We start from the raw sequence: 22213 nt of genomic DNA on the forward strand, positions 1-22213 counted from the left end.
ATGCCCATATTTTTAGGTTTTCAAGATTAGCCAAATTTGTGAATTATTTTGATCATAATGGATTAGAACAATTGGATATACAAAATTGGGTATATTTCTCTTTTACTCACAAATCTAGCGGATTTTGGATAGACCTCAAATTATTTGTTGCCTCTTGTGTATAAATTTCTGTTGTTTTCTAGGTCTCTCTATACTATAAAACCGATTGGGTATTCCCATCACCACTTCATAATAGAACTTGATACTATTGATGGTTTTATATAACTATTAGATTTGTTTAGTTTGAATTGTCTATTTTCCATTATTCGATTTGCAACCAAGATACGAACCCAACCAAACAGATAGAGCCAAAATTACTATACAAATAAACCCTTCAATAGCAAAGACCTATAGCCCAATCAATATAATTCCAGGAATTAAAAAAGTAAGCCGATACCAGTTTATTTTTAGCAATATTGTTGAACACCTTTTTTGTTTCCCCTAATTCATTTCATTTTTTCCTTAATTCATTACATAGCCATTTCAAAAACTGCATTCTCAAAATACTTTTGGAGTGTTATTAATTTTGAATTACTATTATTATGAAAACCATAACAACACTTTTAATCGCTTTTGTTTGTTCAATAAGTTTTGGGCAAAATTTTACAGGAAAAATAATTGATAAACAAAATCTACCTATTTCATTTGCTAACATTGTAGCAAAAGACAAAGCTGATAATTCATTAATTAAAGGTACAATTTCTGATGAAAATGGTGTGTTTTCTATCAATACAATTAAAGAAGACATATATTTAGAAATTAGTTTTGTTGGATTTACCACCAAAAAAATATATCCCATTCAACCTGCTATCGGAACAATCGTTTTAGAGGAAGAAGGACAACAACTACAAGAAGTAGTTATTACTGCTCGTAAAAAACTCATTCAACAAAAAGTAGATAGATTAGTCTTTAATGTAGAAAATACAGTTGCTGGTACTGGTGGAACTGCGCTTGACGCACTAAAAGCTACACCAAGTGTAAATGTAGATACTGATAATTTAGCCATTGTAGGGAAAGGAAATGTACGAGTAATGGTTAATGATAGAATTATACAATTATCAGGCAATGAACTAACGGCTTATTTAAACAGCATTGCATCCGATGATATTAAAGATATTGAAGTTATTACCACACCACCCTCAAAATACGATGCCGAAGGCAATAGTGGACTTATTAATATTGTTCTAAAAAAATCAAAAGAAAATAGCTGGAATAATCAATTAAGAACTTCTTACACGCAAGCAACATATTCTTTATTTAATTTTGGAAACACATTTAACTACAATAAAAACAAAGTAAGTTTAATTGCTTCGTTAAATGGAACTAAAGGACATACAGCACAATTTAATCAATTTGATATTATTTACCCATCTGCTTCAACCGTATCAAATCTTGATATGAAAAATAAAGAAAATATGATTTCAGGCAGGTTAGGTTTAGATTACAATTTAACAAATAACGCTACTGTCGGAATTTTATACACAGGTTTGTCTGAAGATAAAGGTATAAACGATGGTGGAAGAACACTGACAAATGATGGTAATGGAACGTACACTATTAATGAAGGTAACGCGGAGACAACAAACAAAAATCACTCAATTAATGCTCATTACATTCAAAAATTAGATACGCTTGGTAGAAAATTATCTATTGATGTTGATTACTTTAATTTCAATAATTCTTCTAATAGAGGTTTTAGCAGTGAACAATTTGTTACAAACCAAAGTTATTTTGAAGCAAAAAATAGCACAAATCAAAACATTAAAAATTATAGCGGAAGAATAGATATGGAACACCCAGGCAAATGGGCTAATTTTTCTTACGGAGCAAAAACCACAATTACAAAAACAGATAGCGATGTAGCGTTTTACAATACCACTACAGGTACACCAATTTTTGACCCAACCCAAAGTAATGAGTTTATGTATTCTGAAAATATTAATGCAGTATATGCAGATATGTCTAAACCATTAGGTGAAAAATGGCAAACAAAAATCGGACTTCGTTTTGAAAACACTCGAACAAAAGGAGTTTCAGAAACAAACAATCAAACTGATATCAATTCGTATAACAAACTATTTCCATCTGTATTTTTAGGGTATACTCCTAGTAGAAAAAATATGTTTAATTTGAGTTATAGCAGAAGAATTCAACGTCCTAGTTTTGAGCGTTTAAATCCTTTTCGATTTTACATTAACCCTATTTCGTATCAAGAAGGAAACCCGTTTTTAAAACCACAAATTTCTGAGAATTTAGAATTAAAGCACATTTACAAAGGAAAACTCATCAGTAAAGCATTTGTAAGTTATGTAGATAATGGATATTTCAACATTATTAAAGCAGAAGATGGAGCACAACAAAGAATAGTGGTAACATTTGACAATTTTTATACAGCTTATAATTATGGGTTAACTGAAACTTTTATATACAATCCAACAAAATGGTGGAATACAACAACTCAAGCAACGGTATCAAAAATGGATACACAATACAAAGACGGGTTTAATTTAGACGCTGAATTAGTAAGCAGATGGAACTTTCAATTGTATAACCGAAATACATTCCATTTAAACGAAGCAAAAACAATACAAGCAGAAACCACGCTTATTTATGCCTCGCCACAAAAATTGATGTATTTTTCAATATCTGAAATGGTGAGTCTAGACCTTGGATTAAAATTTTCGTTACTAGACAAAAAACTAAATTGTACAGTAGCCGTAAACGATATTTTAAAGCGTAAGGCAACGAGTGTAAACACCAAAACCAACGGAATAGACCAAACATACTATAATTATTTTGATACCCGAGGTGTGAAGATTGGTCTAAACTATAGTTTTGGTAACAAAAAGATAAAAGTTAAGCAACGTAATTCTGGAAACGAAGAAGAGCAAAACAGAGCAAAAACTAATTAATCGAAAATAAAGCTGTTTAAAGAATTAGACATTTTAAACAGCTTTTTTTTAGCGTAAAAATGTATTTTGTACATCTAAAATTACAAAACAGTGAAGATTTTCAATCAAAAAATAAATCTAAAACAAGTTTTAATAGTCATTGCACTATTGTTACTAGGGAATGCTGGTAAAATTTATCTTTTACATAACGTACGAACTAAAAGTGATATTGATTTTTATGACTATTTCGACCACGTTTCTGTTTTTCTATTCTCTGCAGTTTCGGTAATATCAGTACTAGTTTCTTGGAAAGTCATTAATAGAATAGACACGACAAATACAATTCTAAAATTTGTAAAGGTTTATATTTTGTCTTTTTTATTATTTGTTATCGCTGGTGTTATTATTGATTATGTTCTTTTGGGTATTATAATGAACAATAATGAATATGATTTTATGATTAGATTTATAAACACGATGTCAGTTGCTTTTATACTTGTTGATATTTTTGCGCTTACTTCTGCATTTTTATATTTCAGACAATCTCAAAAAACCATATTAGAATTAGAGCAAACCGAAAAAGAAAAAGCAACGTTACAATCGCAAATGCTACAAAAGAATTTAGAGCCTCATTTTTTATTCAATAATTTAAGTGTTTTATCAGGATTAGCAAGAAAGCAACCGGAGCAAATAGAAAATTTTATCGATGATTTTTCGGATGTATATCGCTACTATTTAAAACATGGAAAAAAACAATTGGTCGAGTTGAAAGATGAACTATCATTCTTAATAAGTTATATGAATTTAATGGAAAAACGCTTTGGAAATACGTATCAAATTGAAAATAGTATCGAAAATACAGATGGTTTTATCATTCCGTGTTCTCTACAACTATGCGTAGAAAATGCGATAAAACACAATAAGGGGAGTGAAGAAAACCCGCTGTTGATATCGCTTTCACGAAATGAGGATACCATTGTGATAAAAAACAAATTAAACAAAGTAGATTTTACGTTAGGGACAGGAACGGGAAATGATTACCTCAAACGTCAATATCAACTCAATTTTAATAAAGATGTTATTTTTACTGAAACTGATACTGAGTTTATTGTTGAAATCCCGCTAATTTCTGAAATATGAAAGTATTAATTATAGAAGACGAAGCTATTAACATCGAAATTATTACCGATCATATTCTTCGATACAACGACAAAATCGAAATTGTAGCTTCGTTACAAAGTAAGGAAGAAGTAGAAAAATGGTATCAAACCAATGAACAAGTAGATTTGGTTTTTTCTGATATTGAATTGTTAGACGGGAATGTATTTTCATTGTTAAAAACCAACATTATAAAATCTCCAATTATTTTTACAACTGCCTACAACACCTTTTACCAAGATGCTTTCGATGTAAGCGGAATAGCCTACCTGTTAAAACCGATCAGTTATAGCAAGTTTTACAAGGCAATGGAAAAGTTTGAAAGCCTACAAAACAAAGAGGTAAATTGGAAGAAAATATCAGAAACCATTCACGGATTAAACAACAATTACAAAGAACGGATCATTGTAAAAACCAAAACAGAAATAAAAATTGTGAGCACCAAAAATACGGGAGCAATTTTATCTAATTCAGGAAAATGCATCGCGATTGATGAAAGTGGAAAAGAAAATGAATTTCGCTACAAGTTATCTGATTTAATAAAAGAGTTAAACCCAAAAGAGTTTTTTCAAATTAATCGTGGTGAAATTGTAAATATCAATTTCATCGAAAAAATTGAACCTTACTTTGGAGACAGATTGGCAATTTCAATCAAAAACTACAAACAGCATTTAATTACAAGTGCATCTGCAACAAGCGAATTTAGAAAATGGATTGAGTAAAAAAGCTAGCAACTCCAGAGCTTAAATTACACTCCCTCTTTATATGTTAATTCAGTTTCTGTCATTTCATCAATGTACTACAACGTCTCTTGTCTGGTGTGTTTGCATCCCAAAAGGTGCATTTGCATTATACAAATTGTTAGCAAATGTTTTATTATTTGACTTTTACCAACTCGTATATAAATGTCTTGTTATGAAGAGGAAGCTCTTGTAATTTCATTGAATCTTTTGTCATTTTTAGTATTTTATACTTATCAGTTCCAAATTCCCATTTTATATACAAATAGGTGCCTTTTTTCAAATACCATTTATCATTGGTTATCCTATGACCGTGATTAACTTCTACATCATTATTAATTTTAAAATTGTAAATGTCATCTTTATTCAATTCAGTTAACATTTTTTTTCCTAATTCAGTTACTATTTTTTTATCATCGCTTTCAAATGATGTACTGGCGATTTTCCATACACCAATGATATTGTCTTCTTTTATCCCACTACATGAAATAAATAAGAATATAAAAAATAAAGTAAAATATTTCATTCTGTTAAATATTATGTGTTCGCCCTTTTAATTTTTATTTCGTTCAATAACAATCGTTTCCGCTATAATATCTCCTAGACGTTGATTTTCCTTAGTAAATTTAATTGTTAGAATCCCAACTAACCCTAATGGCCACATATCTATTAAGTCAAAACAATGTCTTAGTAATGGTTGCCAAAAATCCATTTTTTTACCACTTTTATGAACTGCCTTTAGTCCGAATATTAGGTTACCGATTGTACTTTGGAAAACTATTTCCGTTACTACCATAGTCAATATCCAGATTCCAAAAAAGAAAAATAAAAGATGATTTCCGGTATATCCTCCTTCAGGTAATTTCTCTCCAAATAGTAGGCAAGAAACATAGAACAGTGAAAAGTAAATTATATAATCAATAAGCCCAGCTAGAGATCTTTTTAAAATGTAATAATTTGGTAACTTATTTTGTATTTCCATTTAGTCTTTTAGAATTCCTCTTTTTAATGCTCTACAACAATAGAATAAAAGACATATATCCTTTATATAATTGTTATGTGTAATTCCTTCTATTTCCTGAAAAATTAATTACTTTGAGGAAATGTTTTTCGGGAAGTTAATTATTTAATAACTAATTACAAAAACGTTACTCAGAATTAAAACGGACTCTATAAAAAAATATGGGAGGAATGCTTCATCCTACTGCTAAGGGGATATTTGACGGACGTATAAAAGGTCTAAACAACTCAGTTCATATTACTATGTATGTAGATAATGGAATAAAAGGGTTGAAAATTCCTGATTACTATACATCGCCTGGAATTGAATATTATATCGGTTTTGGGACGGGTTATGAACAAGGTCAAAAATTGAGAGTGTTATTGGAAAAAGATAGTAGTAGTCAAATGTCTTTAGATGAAAAAACAGAATGTCTTTCATTTCTATTGATAAAACAAGAGACTTGTAGGTTAATTCTATCTACTGAATCTTTTTTAGATAATATTAAATGCTGGGAAGAATTTAATATCCCAAAGACTACTATTGATGAGATACAAAATCTATTAAAAGAAAACAAAACTCAAAGAGCTGTTGATAAAATCCTTATATATTTAAAAGAAAAATTTTACTTAAAATCTTTAATGGAATTTTATACAATTTACGACGAACTAAAAAGAATAAGGCAAAAGAAAAAGAAGAATAAAGAATATATTATTATCGAAGAGTTAGAGAAAATAAAAATTGAAATCCAAAATTGGATTAGTTTGAAATAAACAAAACTACACACAACAATTTATATTGCATTTGCTCCCTTCTGTTCGTTAAGATACATAGTTTACACAAGTTAAAGATTAGGTGTTTACACTAAATTAGTTTCTATTCTTATTGCTTGTTGTTTCTTTCTTAGATTCTTTTCATCAAAGAAACCTAAAAATACATTTCTATAAAATACTTTCCAAATGCCATTTCCAATATCTTCAATAGCGAATAATTTTTCATAATTTTGAGATTATAGATAATAAAAAGTTGAATTTCTTTAAAGCCTTTATTAGACCTATAAGTCTATCATTCTATTTGAAGCTATTCAACAAGACAAAGAGAATGTAGAGAACTAATGCGCGATATAAGTCTTTGGAGACTTTGCGGATTTGATAGTTCACCTCTACTTCTCTTTATTAAATATAGAAAACTATCTATTCTTATCTAATATCAAAGTAAAAGCAGATTTGCACCTTAAACCCGTATCATCGGGTAGTTTTATTTCAATTCTTTCTCATAGAGATTATTAACTGATAATGGTAACTCTTTTGTTCCAACTTTCTTAAATCCTATTTTTTCGTAGTAACTACAAAGTTTTGAGTTTTTGGAGTCAGCATCAAGTCTTAAATAACTACAGTTATCCTTTTTAGCAATACCCTCTATTTGATTAATTATTTTAGTTCCAATTCCTTTTCCATTATATTTTTCTTTGACTACTAATGAATGAATGTATTTTGCTTTTTTATTTTGTTTCCCCCAGTATAACAAGTCTTCATTTAGTATTCTAACCATACCTAAATTTTCCTCGTTTTGGTTATCGATAAAAAAGAACTCGTTATTTAGAATACCATTTTCAACCCATTTAATCTTTTCTATAGGTGGATTTTTCCAATACTGCCAATGGTCAATATTCATTTTATTGATTTTTTCAGCAGTCTTTTTAAATAAGCCTAGGACTATATTTTTGTCCTTAATCTCAATCCGCTTAAATATAATATTCATTAATCAAAATTATTTTTCAAATTACCGCCAATGAATAGCTGTATGTTTAGCTTAGTGGCGTTGGACAAATCTAGTAGATTTTTGATTAACGAAAAATTATTTACTACTACTTAAGTATATATTTTCTATTGTTTTCATATTACTATTACTGGTTTGGGTATAGCCAGATGACGCAGATTTGCATCTTAAATCCGTACCATCGGGATGAAACTATTCGATTCATCAAAAATCCCTTAGATTTGTGAATGCATATTGCATATAAAGGGCATATGTCTTTTGTATAATTGTTGTGAAGAATTGAGATGAATAATATTAAAACAATAGTTTTTGATTTGTATAATACTTTGATTGAAATAAAAGAATCAAAGCATTTCTTTCTAAAATTATTTAAAACTTCTCAAAACGGTTTCGGTATGGATACTTCAACATACCTACAGCTCGTGATGAAAAATGATCTTAACGAATTAAGGGATATTTTACCTTCTGAATTTAGCGCATTATATGATAAAAAACTACCTGACTTAGAACAGGAATTAAACTCTATCGTTATTTATGAAGAAGTTATAAATGTTCTTGAAGACTTAAAAAAAGACTTTCGAATTTTCTTGATTTCAAATTTAGCATCGCCATATAAAGAACCTGTTTTTTATAATAATCTTGATCAGTATTTTGAGAAAATGGTTTTTTCTTGTGATTATGGATTTTTAAAACCCGATAAAGAGATTTTTAAAGAAATAGAAAAATTAACTAGTAACAAACCAAATGAAATATTAATGGTTGGAGATTCTTTTAAGTCAGATATTGTAGGAGCAAAAAACATGGAATGGAATTATTTGAGAATTAATCGTTACACTCCTATTTCAAAAGAATATGAAATAAAAAACTTGAACGAAATTAAAAAGCATATAACAATGTATAAAAAGCACTAAAACTCATGTTATACGAGATATTGCTAAAAACAAATTTTACAAAGAGTTTGTAACGGATAACTCAATACAATTAAAAGATAAATGGAACCATCTGGTGACAGATGATTTAGCAATAATTAGAATAAAAAATAATTTATAATTCATCTACATTCCTCCTTTCGAGAAACAAACCTAACCTATAAAAGATAGTATCCATAAGCTAAAAATGAACTACGCAAAGAATAAAATAGAGCTTCAAGAAAATGGATATTCCGTTTTAGCCAACTTATATTCAGAGAATGAAATAAATCAAATTTTGACTTGTATAAAAAGTACTGAACAAGAAGGGAATTCATTTCTAAAAACAAAGGATTTGTTTGCAATTCGACAGCTGACAAAAAATGTTCCTGGATTAACCGAGTTACTGTTTAATGCAAAACTGACTACATTAATTTCTGACCTTTCTGAATCCGACTATTTCTTAACCAAAGCTATCTATTTTGACAAACCAAGCGAATCGAATTGGTTTGTAGGGTATCATCAGGATTTGAGCATCTCGGTAGATAAAAAAGCAGCTATGGAAAATTATGTGAATTGGACTTTTAAAAAAGGGCAATACGGGGTTCAACCGCCAATTAAAATCTTACAGGACACCATCACAATCCGAATTCATTTGGACGATACAGACAAAAATAATGGAGCACTAAAAGTAATTCCAAAATCACATCTAAAGGGAATAATTCGAGCAGAATCGAAAGATTGGAAAATTGAAAAAGAGCATATCTGTGAAGTAAAAAAAGGTGGAGTAATGTTAATGAAACCTTTAACTTTACACGCTTCAAATAGAACAACCAACAGAAAAAAAAGAAGGGTAATCCATTTAGAGTTAAATAAACATAAGCTGGCTGAGCCGTTGAATTGGTTGGAATATTGGAATAAGAAAACTAGTAAATGATAACCAAAAGGCTATTGTATATTGGCTATAGTACTAATTTTTTATAAGTTTAGCAAGAAATAAAAATAACACAGAATAATCAATGGATTCAGGTATATTAGCCTTGCTTTGATTCATGTATTTAGCGTTAATAACAATTAAAATGATACATCCTTTACGACAACATATTGAAGAAATAATCAGCCTTACTGATGAAGAATTCGATTTTGTTTTGAGTCATTTTGAGCAAATCAAAAAACGTAAACATCAATATATCGTTCAGGAAGGAGAAATTGTTAACAAAGAATACTGGATCATAAAAGGATGTCTAAAAAGCTATTTTATAGACCATACAGGAAAAGAGCATATACTACAATTTGGGATGGAAAATTGGTGGATTACAGATTATGAATCATTTGTAAAACAAACTAAATCCAAAACTTCTATAGACTGTATAGAAGATAGCGAGCTACTCTATATAACTTTTGAAAATAGAGAAAAACTAACGGCCAAAATGCATAAAATGGAACGTTTTTGGGCAAAAAAAAGTAAAATTGGTCGAATTGCGCTTCAGAATAGAATCTTATCATTATTGAAAAATTCGACTAAAGAACGCTATGAATTACTTCTCGAACACTATCCAAAACTTTTTCAACGTGTTCCCAAAAAAATGATTGCTGCATATTTAGGAGTTTCCAGAGAAACGCTTAGCAGACTAAACTCTTAATTTTATTTCTTTTACCGCATTTATACGCTTCAACCCGAATTATACATTAGAACTTCGTTATGAGACTTGAAAGTACCCTAAAATATGGCATTTTCTTAGTTTTTGCATAGCATCGCTACGGTTAAACTGAAAAATGTAGTGCAACGGTATATTTTGAAGTAGTTTCAAGAGGTAATAGATTTTCTAATGTATAATTCGGGTTAAAGTGATATGTATCACTTTAAAGAAGTGACAATCCTCCTTCCTAATAATCACATTCTACAACACCTTTGTATGACAATTAATTTAATAAAAAAGTCATGCCATACATTAACATTAAAGTTACCGATGAACAAGTAACGACAGACCAAAAACGTCTATTAATAGAAGGAGTTACACAGCTCGTTGTTGACATATTGAACAAAAACCCAAAAACGACTCATGTCGTTATTGAAGAAATACCCATCAAAAATTGGGGGGTAAACGGCAAACAATATTTAGGAACTAAAAAATAAAAACCATGAAAAACAAAACAGTAATTATTACAGGAGCATCCACCGGAATTGGTAAAGAAATTGCAAAATACTTTATAGCAAGAGAAAGTAATGTGGTAATGAACTCTTCTAACGAAGAAAACTTAAAAAACGCTTATGAAGAACTCGGTTCTCCTTCGAATGCAATCTACCTGGCAGGAGATATAAGCAAACAAGAGACAGGACGAAAACTTGTAAGCCTGGCAATAGAAAAATTCAATACTGTAGCTGTTTTAATTAATAATGCAGGAGTATTTTCTCCAAAACCTTTTTTAGATGTTGAAGAAAAAGATTTAGATCATTATTGGAATGTAAACCTAAAAGGAACATATTTTACATCGCAAGCTGTGATTCCTCATATGATAAAACAACAAAATGGTTCAATTATAAACATCGGAACCGTCTTAGTTGACCATGCCATAGATGGATTCCCGGCAACAGCTCCTCTTACGAGTAAAGGTGCCATACATGCTTTAACCAGGCAACTTGCTGCCGAATTTGGTAAAAATAATATCAAAGTAAACACAATTGCTCCTGGGATAATCAGAAGCCCATTACAAGGTAAAATCGGAATTGAAGATGCCGATAGTTTAGCAGGATTGCATTTACTAAACCGAATTGGAGAAGCTAATGAAATTGCAGAAGCAGCATATTATTTGGCTACATCAAATTTTGTAACCGGAGAAACAATTAATGTGGCAGGAGGACATACAGTTGGACACGCCATCTAAAAAAATAAATTATGTATCAAGAAAATATAAAAGAAATCGAAAGTCTAATTACCGATTACTTTGAGGGAATTTTTTATGGAGATATAACCAAACTTGAATCTTGTTTTCATGAAAAGGCATATATCTATGGAGATATCAAAGGTGTAGATTATTTAAAAAGCGTAAATGAATATATCGAGGGAGTTAAAAGTAGACAAAGTCCTAGAGATTTAAACGAGAATCTAAAAATGAAAATTATAGGGATCGATATTATGGGTAAAATTGCCATGGCAAAATTACACGTCCCCATGCTAGGTTATAATTATTACGACTATTTATCATTAACCAAAATCAATAAGGATTGGAAAATTGTAAATAAGCTATTCACTCATGTGCAATAAATAAAGTGTTAACCTATTGTGCATTTAGATATTTTTGAATTTCAAATTTGTCAATTCGATTTCTTCGACCATAGGAAGAAGTATATCGAGAATAGGATTTGGGATCAAAAAACCAGATTCTGACGAATCAGAACAAAAAAAGATGAAGAGTTTCTTATAGCGGATAAAGTCTATTAGAGCTATGAATTAGAACTCATATTTAAACTTTTTGGTTTTAAGTGAAAATTAAATGTTTTTAGCTCTGTTGAAGGCTTTTTTGATTTGCATAGCAGGGCTACAGAAATAAAAAAAGATAAAAACAGGGTTGAAAACAATAATTTTTTAGCAAATCGAAAAAGTTTAAATGAGTTCTTACAATAAACCCTTTGAAGGGTTAAAAAATAACCTCATATTTGCATCATAATTTTGAACCAAAAAACAAGTTTTAAGCCTATGCTATTATTTTTTACATATAAAAAGGACGCTGTAAAGCCGTTTTTAAATCAAGAATATAGGTAGCAAACTATACATGAGATATAAAAAACATAAGCGTCCAATACATTTGGACGCTTTTTTTTATCATCTTTTTTTGTATATCTATTTTATCAAACAAAATGGTATTTGAGAGATAAACATCAGAACAGCAATTGGTTACCAAACAGGCAATATCCGTTAAAAAACGGACAGGGATTCTTATGCCTAAAAACAACACAACACACTGAATACCAATAAATTAAATCTTTAATTTTAGTTGTATAATTAAAAAATAGATTACATATTTGCACCGCAGTTCATAAATTGCAAAACCATAAATAGTTAATCTTTAATAACCGAAGTAATATGATTTTTACAGACATATATTGCAACACTCCAAAAGAACCAGGTTCTTTTAAGAGTATGCTTCGGGACTTCACCAATACATAATTTCCATTATATATGAGAAGAAGTCCGAAGCCATAAAGTTTCGGGTTTTTTATTTTTCCTTTTAATCAGATTGCATTGTCACACTGAGCCCTTCGATAAACTCAAGACAGGCTTTGTCGAAGTGTAATTGAAATCTCAATAAAATCTCTCGAAACATTTTATCAAGTTTATGTCAGTAATGAAAATTCATTACATCACTCATTATTGACAAATATCAAAACCTATACTAATGGGAAAGAAACTAAGCGGAAAGGACCTAATTAAATTAGGCTTTCCAAAGAATAATAGTATTAATGTGGCTTTGGGTCAGATTAATCGATATCAAAAGAGAGTAAAAAAAGAACACATATTAATTGAAGCTAAAAAAGTATTGCTTAATCCAGAAGCATATCATGGTGATGGTATCTGGGGAAAGATAGCAGAGAGTTTATTAAAACCTGTAGAGGTCAAAAAGCATGCATTGAAAACAACTCGCTCTCCTTTTCAGATTTATGGTGAAAACGAAATTGATGAACAAGCAAAATATCAATTATTTGATGCCTTAAAATTACCGGTTGCAATTGCAGGAGCTTTAATGCCAGATGCCCATACTGGATATGGTCTTCCTATCGGAGGAGTTTTGGCAACAAAGAATGCTGTGATTCCTTATGGAGTTGGAGTAGATATTGGATGTAGAATGTGTTTAACGGTCTATCCAATAGCAATCTCTTATCTCAAAGGAAAAAAGCATCAGCTTGAGAATATACTTTCTGAACATACCAAGTTCGGAATGTATGAAACTCATAAGATAAAGCATGACCATGAGATCTTTGAACGAGATGAATTTAAAACCATTCCGTTAGTAAAAAGATTGAAAGACAAAGCGTATAAGCAGCTAGGAACCTCTGGTGGTGGTAATCACTTTGTAGAATTTGGAGTAATTACCATTACAGATGCAACAAATGAATGGGGATTGAAGACTGGTGAGTATTTAGGCGTTTTATCACATAGTGGTTCAAGAGGGTTGGGAGCTAATATTGCCAAACACTATACCTATTTAGCTACTAAGCAATGTCCGTTACCAAAGCATGTACAACAATTGGCTTGGTTAGATTTAGATACTCACGATGGCCAGGAATATTGGCTGGCGATGAATCTTGCTGGTGATTATGCACAAGCTTGTCATGATGATATTCATGCTAGGATAGGAAAGTTATTAGGGTCAAAACCCATAGCAAAAATTGAAAATCATCACAACTTTGCCTGGAAACAAGAGGTTAATGGCGAAGAGTGCATTGTGCATAGAAAAGGAGCTACACCAGCTGCCAAAGGTGAATTGGGAATCATTCCCGGTTCTATGACGGCACCAGGTTTTATTGTTAGAGGATTAGGAAACGAAGCAAGTTTACAATCTGCATCGCATGGGGCTGGTCGCTTACACTCTCGAAGAAAATGTAAAGAGAAATTTACAAAAAATGAGATCAAAAAGCAGTTAAAAGCGCATGATGTAACTCTTATAGGAGGAGGAATCGATGAGGCACCAATGGCATACAAAAACATTGAAAAAGTAATGGCCAATCAACAAGAACTCGTAGAAATTCTTGGAACATTTACGCCAAAAATTGTTCGAATGGATAAATAAAAGTTAGGGCGTTACCCAAAGGGTCGGGCTTTCGGCAGTCGCTCTCTGCGAGGAGCTCCAACAAAACCTCAATCCCTAACGCAAAATTAAGACCTCACAGGTTTTTAAAACCTGTGAGGTCTGTAAAAAACAAGAAAATGAATCAAAAGATTATACAAATAACAGCGGGAAGAGGCCCGGCAGAATGTTGCTGGGTCGTAGCCCAAGTACTTAAATGTTTTTTGGAAGATGTACAAAAAGTGGGATTAACCTATACTATTCTCCAAAGAATAAAAGGCATAGAAAACGGCACAGTACAATCGGTTACAATAAAACTAGAAGGCAATGAAGTTACTTCATTTGCGAGTTCTTGGTTAGGAACTGTACAATGGATAGGAACCTCGACTTTTCGTAAATATCATAAACGAAAAAATTGGTTTATCGGTATTTATGAATTAGATCTTATACCTATAAAAAAAATAGCCGAAAAAGATATTGTATTTCAAACTATGCGAAGTTCGGGGCCGGGAGGTCAGCACGTAAATAAGGTGAATTCTGCAGTTAGAGCAACACATAAACCAACAGGAACAATTGCAGTAGCCATGGATAGTCGATCGCAGCATCAGAACAAAAAAATTGCTATCGAACGATTAAAAACCAAAGTAGTCGCAGTGCAGTTAGAACAACTAAAAAAATCGCTGTCAGACGAATGGGAAAACCACTTAAATGTTCTACGCGGTAATCCAATTAGAGTATTTAAAGGAACTGATTTCAAAAAGAAAAAAGAAGTAAAAACCTTTAAAAACAAACGAAATCAATTAAAAAATGATTTACGTAATCAATTAAAGAATTAGAAAATGAGTAATTTACTAGACAAATATTTATTTCAGGCATTAGACGCCTATCCTTATAACTTAGAGGAAGCTGTAGAGTCTTTAAACTATGCATTGTCTTATGATGAAAAAAATCCGATTGCATTAAGTCTTTTGGGTCAGATATATGCAGAAAGTTTGAAGAATTACGAGGTTGCAAAAGAGTATTATCAGCAAGCTTTAGCAGAGGACATGTATGCATTAGATGTATATCCAAAGTATATCAATGTTCTACTTTGGAATGAAGATTATGACGAAGCCGAAAAACTAGTTGACTTTGCCCTAACCGTAAAAGGAACAGATAAGGCAATGCTATATCTAAAAAAAGGAATTCTTTTTGAGCAAAAAAAAGGCTATAAAAAAGCATTAAAATATCTGAAGTTGGCAAAAGAGAATGCCTACAATAATCATTTCATCAATGAAATAAAAGAAGAGGAAGAACGAATTAAAAATAAAATGCCAAAGAAGAAAAAATCTAAGGATAAGTCTTCTTCTAAAAAATCAAAGAAGAAATCATAAAGCACATCATCCCAGCTTTTGCTGGGATGATGTATTGAAAATCAAAAAAATGAAAACAACAAATACAATTATAGTCATAGATCTAGAAGCTACGTGCTGGAATGGTCCCATTCCTGCAGGTCAGGTCAATGAAATTATAGAAATAGGAATCTGCCTTTTGGATACTCAAACAGGAAATATTTCTAAAAATGAAGGGATACTCATTAAACCCGAACAATCAGAAGTCAGTCCTTTTTGCACAGAACTCACTACGATTACTCAAGAATTAGTAGACAAAGAAGGAGTTTCTTTTGCAGCTGCCTGCGAAATACTAAGAACTCAATACAGTGGTCATCAATACACCTGGGCGAGTTATGGCCAATACGATCTAAACATGATGAAGAAACAATGTGCCCACAGAGGAATGGAGTATCCTTTATCACAAAATCATATCAATGTAAAAGAACTTTTTTCTCAAGTTAAAGGCCTGCGAAAAAAAGTAGGAATGAAAGGTGCATTAGGAATTTTAGAAATCCCTCTGGAAGGAACGCATCACAGAGGAGTTGATGATGCCAAAAACATTGCTAAAATCTTACATTGGTGCTTAGATCAGTAAATTAAAGAAAATCAAAAAACTTCTGGGGTTTTTAAAAACTCCAGAAGTTTTTTGACTTGCAGAATCACTATATTTACCTAAAACTAGTGACATCCTATGCAAGACAAGTTATTCAAAAATATTATAGATAATTACGATGCTTTAAAATATAGTTTACTTAAAGCACAAACATTTGACGAATCTCATTACGGGTTTCCAGAGATTTACTATAAGATTATGGAAACTGATAAGCAACGTGTAGATGCTTTTCATAAAGCATTCACTTTGAATAATAACTTTAAGGATGCGGTTGTATGTGAAGTTGGTGTGGGAACTCTTCCTCTAACCAAATTATATATGCCTTATGTTAAAAAAGCATATCTAATTGAAAATAACCCAGATCTGGTTCCTTTTATCAATAAAGAAATTGCAAAATATCCCTGGGCTGATAAGGTAGAAGTCATCTATGCAGATGCGTTAACTGTAGATCTGCCAGAAAAAGTAGACTTTGTGGTTGGAGAACTTATGAGTATCTATTGTGCCAATGAGTTTCAGGTACAGATATTTCAGCACATGAGATCCTTTTTAAAACCCGGAGGAAAATTATTCCCTAATCGTATTGTGAATTTTGCCAGATTATGCGAAGCCGAAATAGAGGCAGAAATACATCACTATCCAGTAAATTTTACAAGACATCAACCTATGTTCCTAACGCAACAGTTTTTGGTTAATGAAATTGAATTACTCAAAGAGAAAAAACAAGGTGTACGATTAAGTTTTTCTGTTCCCGTTTTATTTTCAGGGACTGTAAATGCACTTTATCTCGAATCTTATGTAGAAGTAACCGAAGGTTCTAATTTCACAGGTACCGATAGCCTGATGCCTCCAACAGTTTTAAAAACTACCAATACCCAGGAGGTAAAAGCCGGAGATCTGGTACATATCGATTTTAGTTTTGATTATGGTTCTTCTCTGGATGAAATAAGCTGTATACTTTCTTAGTCATTTTGGTCTAAAAGAAGAGCAAAAACAATGAAAACCGATAAACTTCTTTCTTTTATTTTTAGTATTAAAAAGTCTAATTTTGAGATTACTCCTGAAGAGTTAAAAAAAATAACTGATTTAGAAAGCTTTATCAATCAAAAAAAGATACTTGATTTAGACATCTTATGGGAAGATGAAATCGAAAATAATCCTAAAAAAATTCTTTTAGCCATTTTTGAAGAAGCTAAAAAAAAGAAGCCCCAGATTCTTCTGGGAATGATGCTATATGACTATGAACAATTAACAACTTTTAATGATTTATTAAAGAGATCCCTTGAGTTTAGATTACTTTTTTTGCATTATCATATCCTAGAAATAAAAAAAGAAAATAATGGTAATGATACCTTTAATGGGGTTCATATTAGGTTTCAATTAAGACTTCTAAATTATTTACTGGATAAAGATTTACCTTTAACAGAAAAAGATTTTATTATTCTTTTCAATTTTTGGAATACAGTAGAATACTATTCATCTCACTTTTCTCTAGATCGAATTATATCTCTTCTTCATGAACGTTCTAAGCAAAAAGAAATCTCCAAAGAGTTTTATAATTTTTTAAGATTCTTTATCTCTTCTAATCATGTCAAGAAAAGTGAATATAAAGAGTATCAAAAACAAGTGGCTAATATAGAACGTATTCTACTTGATCACTACACTATCAAATCTGATAAAGTAAGTGTCGTTTTTCTGTTATTACCAGATCATTTTGGAGTTTATACAAATCAATTAATTGCAAAGTTGGATGATGCTATCTTATCGCCTTTTTCTAAAATTTTAATGGTTTTAAGTAAAAACAAGGGTTTAAATACTCCACCTCAGCTTTTTTATACTATAGAAAAAGAGTTTTCAAAAATACACCTTAACACGTATAAAAAATTAGTTCGAGAACTATTAGAAAGGGCTTCAAATTTTAAACCTAAAGTAAAACCAATTTATAGAAATACGTATTACCGAAATAATTTTTATTTCTATGATTATGAACCTATGCGTAAGGAAAATATCTTAATCATTAAAGGATTAGTGTTATCGGCTGCATTTTATAAAGATGTAAAATCCATACCTTTTATTCAACTCATTTTGGAACGTTCATATTCGAGTACCAATGCAATAAAATTAGGCCCAACATCAAGAGCTTTGGGGGCTATATGTATCCAGGTTTTGGCACATCATTTTGATCTGCAAGGTCAAAAACTATTGGTTGATGTATACCATCAAACCAAATTCAAATTGATCAAAAAGCAAATTGAAAAAGAATCTAAAAAAATATTTCAGCATACAGGTCAGCCTCTATTATAAAATATCAATATCAAACCCTATAATATCTCTGATTCCTAACTTTAAAGAGTCATCAGGCTCGATAGGAGTTACATAATGCCATAGATCATTACCAAAAGTAAATTCTTCTCCGGTATCTGCTTGAAAAATAAACTCTCCAGGATCTAATACTTTACTATAGATCAACTCATTATGCTCTGATGATGATTTCTCATAAATCTGGCTTTCTGCGCCAATAATATTTTGTCGGTTTATTACCAATGCAGACATAATGTATTGTGCGCCATCTTCATGAACTCCTTCTGGTGCATTCTCTCCTTTGATTTTTCCCTGAGAAATTGTACGCATAAAATGACTAGTGATTTGCAACTTCCTGATTTCGGGATGAATCTTTTTAACCAAGCCAGTTATTTTTTTTAGTAGCTCAAAAAACAGTTCATTTTCAACGGCTTCTTTGGTTGCTTGTGTGAATACTCGTTTCCATACTCTAAAATCATCGACATCCTGTTCAAATGATTGCTGTACTATTCTTTCTGCAAAAATAGTATCATCCCATATTTCTATTTGAAAAGAAGCAATATTACGTTGGCGAGTAATGGTCGACAAGTATTCAAATTGTTGTTTTTGAGAAGCATCCAACCTTTGAATCCACGGATCTAAAACCTCACCAGTTACATGACCTTCAAAATAAGATTGATGAATCCTTTCAATCGTTTCTGATTCTTCGGGAAAAGACTGTTTTAAAAAAGTAATTTGTTTCCCTTTAACCAGATATTTATCGTCTTGTAATTCTTCAAAAAAAGGTTTGAAAAAATTTAGAAAAGTAGTGATGTCTATCCCCAAATCTGTTACATCACCTATCCTAATCGGTGATTTGATAGTTCGCCCTAATCTTTTGGATATGTCTTTTTCGGTTATCACTTTTTGATTCTTACTTTTTTTCTAATATGCGCTATACAAGCTTCTTTATTAAACAACCAATAAGCATAAGGTATGGTAATAATAGGAATATTGGTTCTAAACAAAGTTTTATACTGATCTACAGAGAATGTTTTTTCTAATACTCCCGGGTATCCCACCAGATCAATACAAATTGTTTTTTGGTTATAGGTTACCAACATATCCATTATATATCCTGCCAATGGGTAATTGGTGATAATATTTTCTTCAGTAATTCCTAATTGAATTAATTCTTCGTGTACTTCTGTTGCAAAGTTATCTGTAGGCTCAGAAACGATAGTATGTTGCCGTTCTATTCTTGTTTCAGAATGATAATCTATCAGTAAATGCTGATTTTTAAAATTCTTTGAATTGAAAGAGTAATACAAATATTGTTTTTGCTTAGCACGTGTAATACTCACATTGAACACATCCTCCCTATCTAAATACTGAAACACCGAAGTGCTGGTTTGATCATCTATCGTAAAAGTGATATACATTTGATCTCGCTCTTCTCCCTGAAACTCGAACGGAGTACCTACAGCTATTTTATGTTTTTTTATAGCTGCCAGATCAAACTCTTCTATTTTACTTTTCAAGTAATTTACCTGATCTCTAAATGGAGAAAGAATACCTATAGTAGTAGATATTTCGGGAGCTACATATACTTCTTCTTCAATTACTTGTTCTATATCCTGCAATATTTTATTAGCTTCCTCCAGATTTCTCCCATCTTTCAGTTTTTCCCCTTCACAAAATATCCAATGTATTGCAGATGATTTGTGATGGATTTGCAGATCTGACATTACTTTTAGTTTATCAAAATAAAATTTTTGATTACTATAACGTATAATACTTGGTACACTTCTGTAATGTTCATCCAGAAAATGAATATTATTTTGCGAGGGTAGATGTTCCATTGCATAATCAAGGATACTGGTTTCTCTATAATTTAGTACATCCACATTTTGTAGTAATCCATATGAATTTGCTATTTTCTCCATAATTTCTCTGGATAAAAAAGAAACATGACGTAACTGTTTTGGATCTCCTACTACAACTACTTTTTTAGCTCTTGCCAGTACCGGAATCATTGTTGCTATATCACATTGCGAAGCCTCATCTATGATTACTACATCAAAAATATCATTCTCTAACGGAAAAACATTACTCACGTCTGTAGATTTGGTAATCCATATAGGTAAGCATTGTAATACCGAATGAAAATCTATGGTTTGAAATAATCGCTCCCTTTCCTCTGGATCTTTTGTTTTATGTAGTTTTAGTAATTGAGGAAAAGTTCTGTCTTTTTGTAATAAACTCTCAATTTTATCTTGATATTTTAAAGAAATGATTTCTTTAATATGTCTATTTTTCTGTAAAATATAATGATGCAATAAATCAATGAGTTGCCAGAAAGGATATTCTTTTAATACATTTTTGGATACATAATGTCGTTTGAGCCGTTTAAAAAAAGAAGGTTTGTGATCTAGAAAAAGTTCTGCATTTTTTATTTCCCGAGTTTCTCTTTCTCTAATTTCTTCACTTATTTCTTCTATTTTATTTTGAGCGTAATCTATTTCCTTTTGTTTTTTAGGAATATAATAATCGCCTCCTGCTTTTCGAAAACGTGTAATAGACTCAATTTTCTTTGTAAGTTTGGATCGATGTCCTCTCCCAGAACCAGCTCTTATAGAAAGACCTTTTACTCCCAAATCATTTACAATCTTGTCCTGTAATACGTCTACTGCCTGATCAGATTTAGAACATATCAATACACTTTTGTTATGATATACCTGATCAATTGCCAAGGAAGCGATAGTGTAAGATTTACCAGTTCCCGGTGGGCCAATCACGACGCTTAAAGGAGAAGATTTAACTGAATGAATAATATTTAGTTGTGGTGCACTCAGGTTAGAAGGAACATAAACTGTTTTACTAGACTCATCAGATGAAGTTAGATTTTCTTTCCTTCTGGAAAAAAAACGCTGAAGTGTTTCATTATATAAATGCCCTTCTTTTATTTCATCTATTTCGTATAGTACATCACGATTAGATTTAGATTTTTCTACAATACCAAGTGCTATAACAGGGAGTAGTCTTAATTGTTCAGATTTCTTGTATTTATGCAAAGTATCCCCAGATAGCAAAGTAGGTAACTCTTGAAGTTCACTACTATCAATAGGAATATAACTCTCTAATTTTTTGGAGAGTTCTTTGATATTTTGCTCACTAGGTGGTAGATCATTAATTAATGATTTAATTTCTAAAACAAAAGAATCATCCAAATTATAATTCGACTTTATCAGTTGCAACAAAGCATCATTAGATCGATTCTCAGCAAAGTCGTATTTCAAATGATATAATGCATCATTATTGATATCGATGGCTACAGGAGTGACTATTAAAGGGGCACAAATCGTTCTCTTTCTACCAAGAAATGTAAGTTTTCCGGTGATAAAGAAACTACAAGCGACAAATGTTTTTTCTTTTTTATGAATTTCGAGATATTTATATAATTCATCTCCAAATTCGATTTGCATAAACGTAGTATCTTCCTCACGATATAAACTTTGTATATCTTTTAAAAAAAATCGCTTATCAACCTTGGCTCCTAAAAAATTGAGTATGTCATTGTTTCTAAATTCTTGCTTATAACAATCCTGATAATATGAAAGAACTTTTTCAATATGCATAACATTGTTA

The 22213-nt window shown here is 31.1% G+C and carries 21 protein-coding genes; 16 read left to right on the forward strand and 5 right to left on the reverse strand.

Annotated features, from left to right (window positions below; all coding sequences use genetic code 11):
• Positions 1 to 581 precede the first annotated feature (581 nt).
• The 3 genes from ATE84_RS25265 to ATE84_RS25275 all read left to right on the forward strand — a co-directional run bounded on the left by ATE84_RS25265 (position 582) and on the right by ATE84_RS25275 (position 4810).
• Positions 582 to 2951 carry an outer membrane beta-barrel family protein gene (locus ATE84_RS25265; RefSeq protein WP_101450560.1) on the forward strand — a complete coding sequence of 790 codons (2370 nt, stop codon included), beginning with the start codon at positions 582 to 584 and terminating at the stop codon, positions 2949 to 2951.
• A gap of 90 nt (positions 2952 to 3041) precedes the next feature.
• The gene (locus ATE84_RS25270; RefSeq protein WP_101450562.1) at positions 3042 to 4070 is read left to right on the forward strand and encodes a sensor histidine kinase; all 1029 of its coding nucleotides are present in this window, start codon (positions 3042 to 3044) and stop codon (positions 4068 to 4070) included.
• Complete coding sequence (locus ATE84_RS25275) at positions 4067 to 4810, forward strand: LytTR family DNA-binding domain-containing protein (protein WP_101450564.1); 744 nt, start codon at positions 4067 to 4069, stop codon at positions 4808 to 4810. Before ATE84_RS25270 ends, ATE84_RS25275 begins: the two co-directional genes overlap by 4 nt.
• Positions 4811 to 4964: 154 nt before the next feature.
• Here ATE84_RS25275 and ATE84_RS25280 read toward each other — a convergent pair whose 3' ends face one another.
• Together ATE84_RS25280 and ATE84_RS25285 are read right to left on the reverse strand one after the other, a co-directional pair.
• Positions 4965 to 5354: a hypothetical protein gene (locus ATE84_RS25280; protein WP_101450566.1), complete on the reverse strand. Its 390-nt coding sequence runs from the start codon at positions 5352 to 5354 to the stop codon at positions 4965 to 4967.
• 27 nt (positions 5355 to 5381) lie between these two features.
• Positions 5382 to 5810: an RDD family protein gene (locus ATE84_RS25285; protein WP_101450568.1), complete on the reverse strand. Its 429-nt coding sequence runs from the start codon at positions 5808 to 5810 to the stop codon at positions 5382 to 5384.
• A 200-nt stretch (positions 5811 to 6010) separates the two neighbouring features.
• On the opposite strand from ATE84_RS25285, the gene ATE84_RS25290 reads away from it, so the two are divergent.
• Positions 6011 to 6601 (forward strand): hypothetical protein, encoded by a 591-nt coding sequence (locus ATE84_RS25290; protein ID WP_101450570.1) that lies wholly within the window; start codon positions 6011 to 6013, stop codon positions 6599 to 6601.
• A gap of 484 nt (positions 6602 to 7085) precedes the next feature.
• On the opposite strand, the gene ATE84_RS25295 is transcribed toward ATE84_RS25290, so the two are convergent.
• Positions 7086 to 7589 (reverse strand): GNAT family N-acetyltransferase, encoded by a 504-nt coding sequence (locus ATE84_RS25295; protein ID WP_101450572.1) that lies wholly within the window; start codon positions 7587 to 7589, stop codon positions 7086 to 7088.
• A 302-nt stretch (positions 7590 to 7891) separates the two neighbouring features.
• On the opposite strand from ATE84_RS25295, the gene ATE84_RS25300 reads away from it, so the two are divergent.
• The 12 genes from ATE84_RS25300 to ATE84_RS25355 all read left to right on the forward strand — a co-directional run bounded on the left by ATE84_RS25300 (position 7892) and on the right by ATE84_RS25355 (position 18589).
• Positions 7892 to 8518 (forward strand): HAD family hydrolase, encoded by a 627-nt coding sequence (locus tag ATE84_RS25300; protein ID WP_101450574.1) that lies wholly within the window; start codon positions 7892 to 7894, stop codon positions 8516 to 8518.
• A 205-nt stretch (positions 8519 to 8723) separates the two neighbouring features.
• A complete protein-coding gene (locus ATE84_RS25305) occupies positions 8724 to 9452 on the forward strand; it encodes a phytanoyl-CoA dioxygenase family protein (RefSeq protein WP_101450576.1) in 729 nt (242 codons plus the stop codon).
• A 142-nt stretch (positions 9453 to 9594) separates the two neighbouring features.
• The gene (locus ATE84_RS25310; RefSeq protein WP_101450578.1) at positions 9595 to 10158 is read left to right on the forward strand and encodes a Crp/Fnr family transcriptional regulator; all 564 of its coding nucleotides are present in this window, start codon (positions 9595 to 9597) and stop codon (positions 10156 to 10158) included.
• A gap of 299 nt (positions 10159 to 10457) precedes the next feature.
• Entirely contained in the window at positions 10458 to 10652 is a 195-nt protein-coding gene (locus ATE84_RS25315) for a 4-oxalocrotonate tautomerase family protein (RefSeq protein WP_101450580.1), read from the forward strand.
• A 5-nt stretch (positions 10653 to 10657) separates the two neighbouring features.
• A complete protein-coding gene (locus tag ATE84_RS25320; RefSeq protein WP_101450582.1) occupies positions 10658 to 11401 on the forward strand; it encodes an SDR family NAD(P)-dependent oxidoreductase in 744 nt (247 codons plus the stop codon).
• An 11-nt stretch (positions 11402 to 11412) separates the two neighbouring features.
• Entirely contained in the window at positions 11413 to 11781 is a 369-nt protein-coding gene (locus ATE84_RS25325) for a nuclear transport factor 2 family protein (RefSeq protein ID WP_101450584.1), read from the forward strand.
• 1132 nt (positions 11782 to 12913) lie between these two features.
• On the forward strand, positions 12914 to 14305 hold the full coding sequence (locus tag ATE84_RS25330; RefSeq protein WP_101450586.1) for an RtcB family protein: 1392 nt from the start codon (positions 12914 to 12916) through the stop codon (positions 14303 to 14305).
• A gap of 137 nt (positions 14306 to 14442) precedes the next feature.
• Positions 14443 to 15138 carry a peptide chain release factor H gene (gene prfH, locus ATE84_RS25335; protein WP_101450588.1) on the forward strand — a complete coding sequence of 232 codons (696 nt, stop codon included), beginning with the start codon at positions 14443 to 14445 and terminating at the stop codon, positions 15136 to 15138.
• Between the two features lie 3 nt (positions 15139 to 15141).
• Positions 15142 to 15675: a lipopolysaccharide assembly protein LapB gene (locus tag ATE84_RS25340; protein WP_101450590.1), complete on the forward strand. Its 534-nt coding sequence runs from the start codon at positions 15142 to 15144 to the stop codon at positions 15673 to 15675.
• A gap of 49 nt (positions 15676 to 15724) precedes the next feature.
• Positions 15725 to 16270 (forward strand): 3'-5' exonuclease, encoded by a 546-nt coding sequence (locus tag ATE84_RS25345; protein WP_101450592.1) that lies wholly within the window; start codon positions 15725 to 15727, stop codon positions 16268 to 16270.
• 96 nt (positions 16271 to 16366) lie between these two features.
• Positions 16367 to 17251 carry a methyltransferase domain-containing protein gene (locus ATE84_RS25350; protein ID WP_101450594.1) on the forward strand — a complete coding sequence of 295 codons (885 nt, stop codon included), beginning with the start codon at positions 16367 to 16369 and terminating at the stop codon, positions 17249 to 17251.
• 30 nt (positions 17252 to 17281) lie between these two features.
• Complete coding sequence (locus tag ATE84_RS25355) at positions 17282 to 18589, forward strand: hypothetical protein (protein ID WP_101450596.1); 1308 nt, start codon at positions 17282 to 17284, stop codon at positions 18587 to 18589.
• Here the strand turns inward: ATE84_RS25355 and ATE84_RS25360 are convergent.
• Both ATE84_RS25360 and ATE84_RS25365 read right to left on the reverse strand, forming a co-directional pair.
• Positions 18584 to 19489, reverse strand: a complete 906-nt coding sequence (locus tag ATE84_RS25360; RefSeq protein WP_101450597.1) for a 2OG-Fe dioxygenase family protein — start codon at positions 19487 to 19489, stop codon at positions 18584 to 18586. The genes ATE84_RS25355 and ATE84_RS25360 overlap by 6 nt on opposite strands.
• Positions 19486 to 22203 (reverse strand): DEAD/DEAH box helicase, encoded by a 2718-nt coding sequence (locus ATE84_RS25365; RefSeq protein WP_101450599.1) that lies wholly within the window; start codon positions 22201 to 22203, stop codon positions 19486 to 19488. The genes ATE84_RS25360 and ATE84_RS25365 overlap by 4 nt, the downstream gene beginning before the upstream one ends.
• Positions 22204 to 22213: the final 10 nt, after the last annotated feature.

This window comes from Aquimarina sp. MAR_2010_214, from assembly GCF_002846555.1.
Lineage (GTDB): Bacteria > Bacteroidota > Bacteroidia > Flavobacteriales > Flavobacteriaceae > Aquimarina.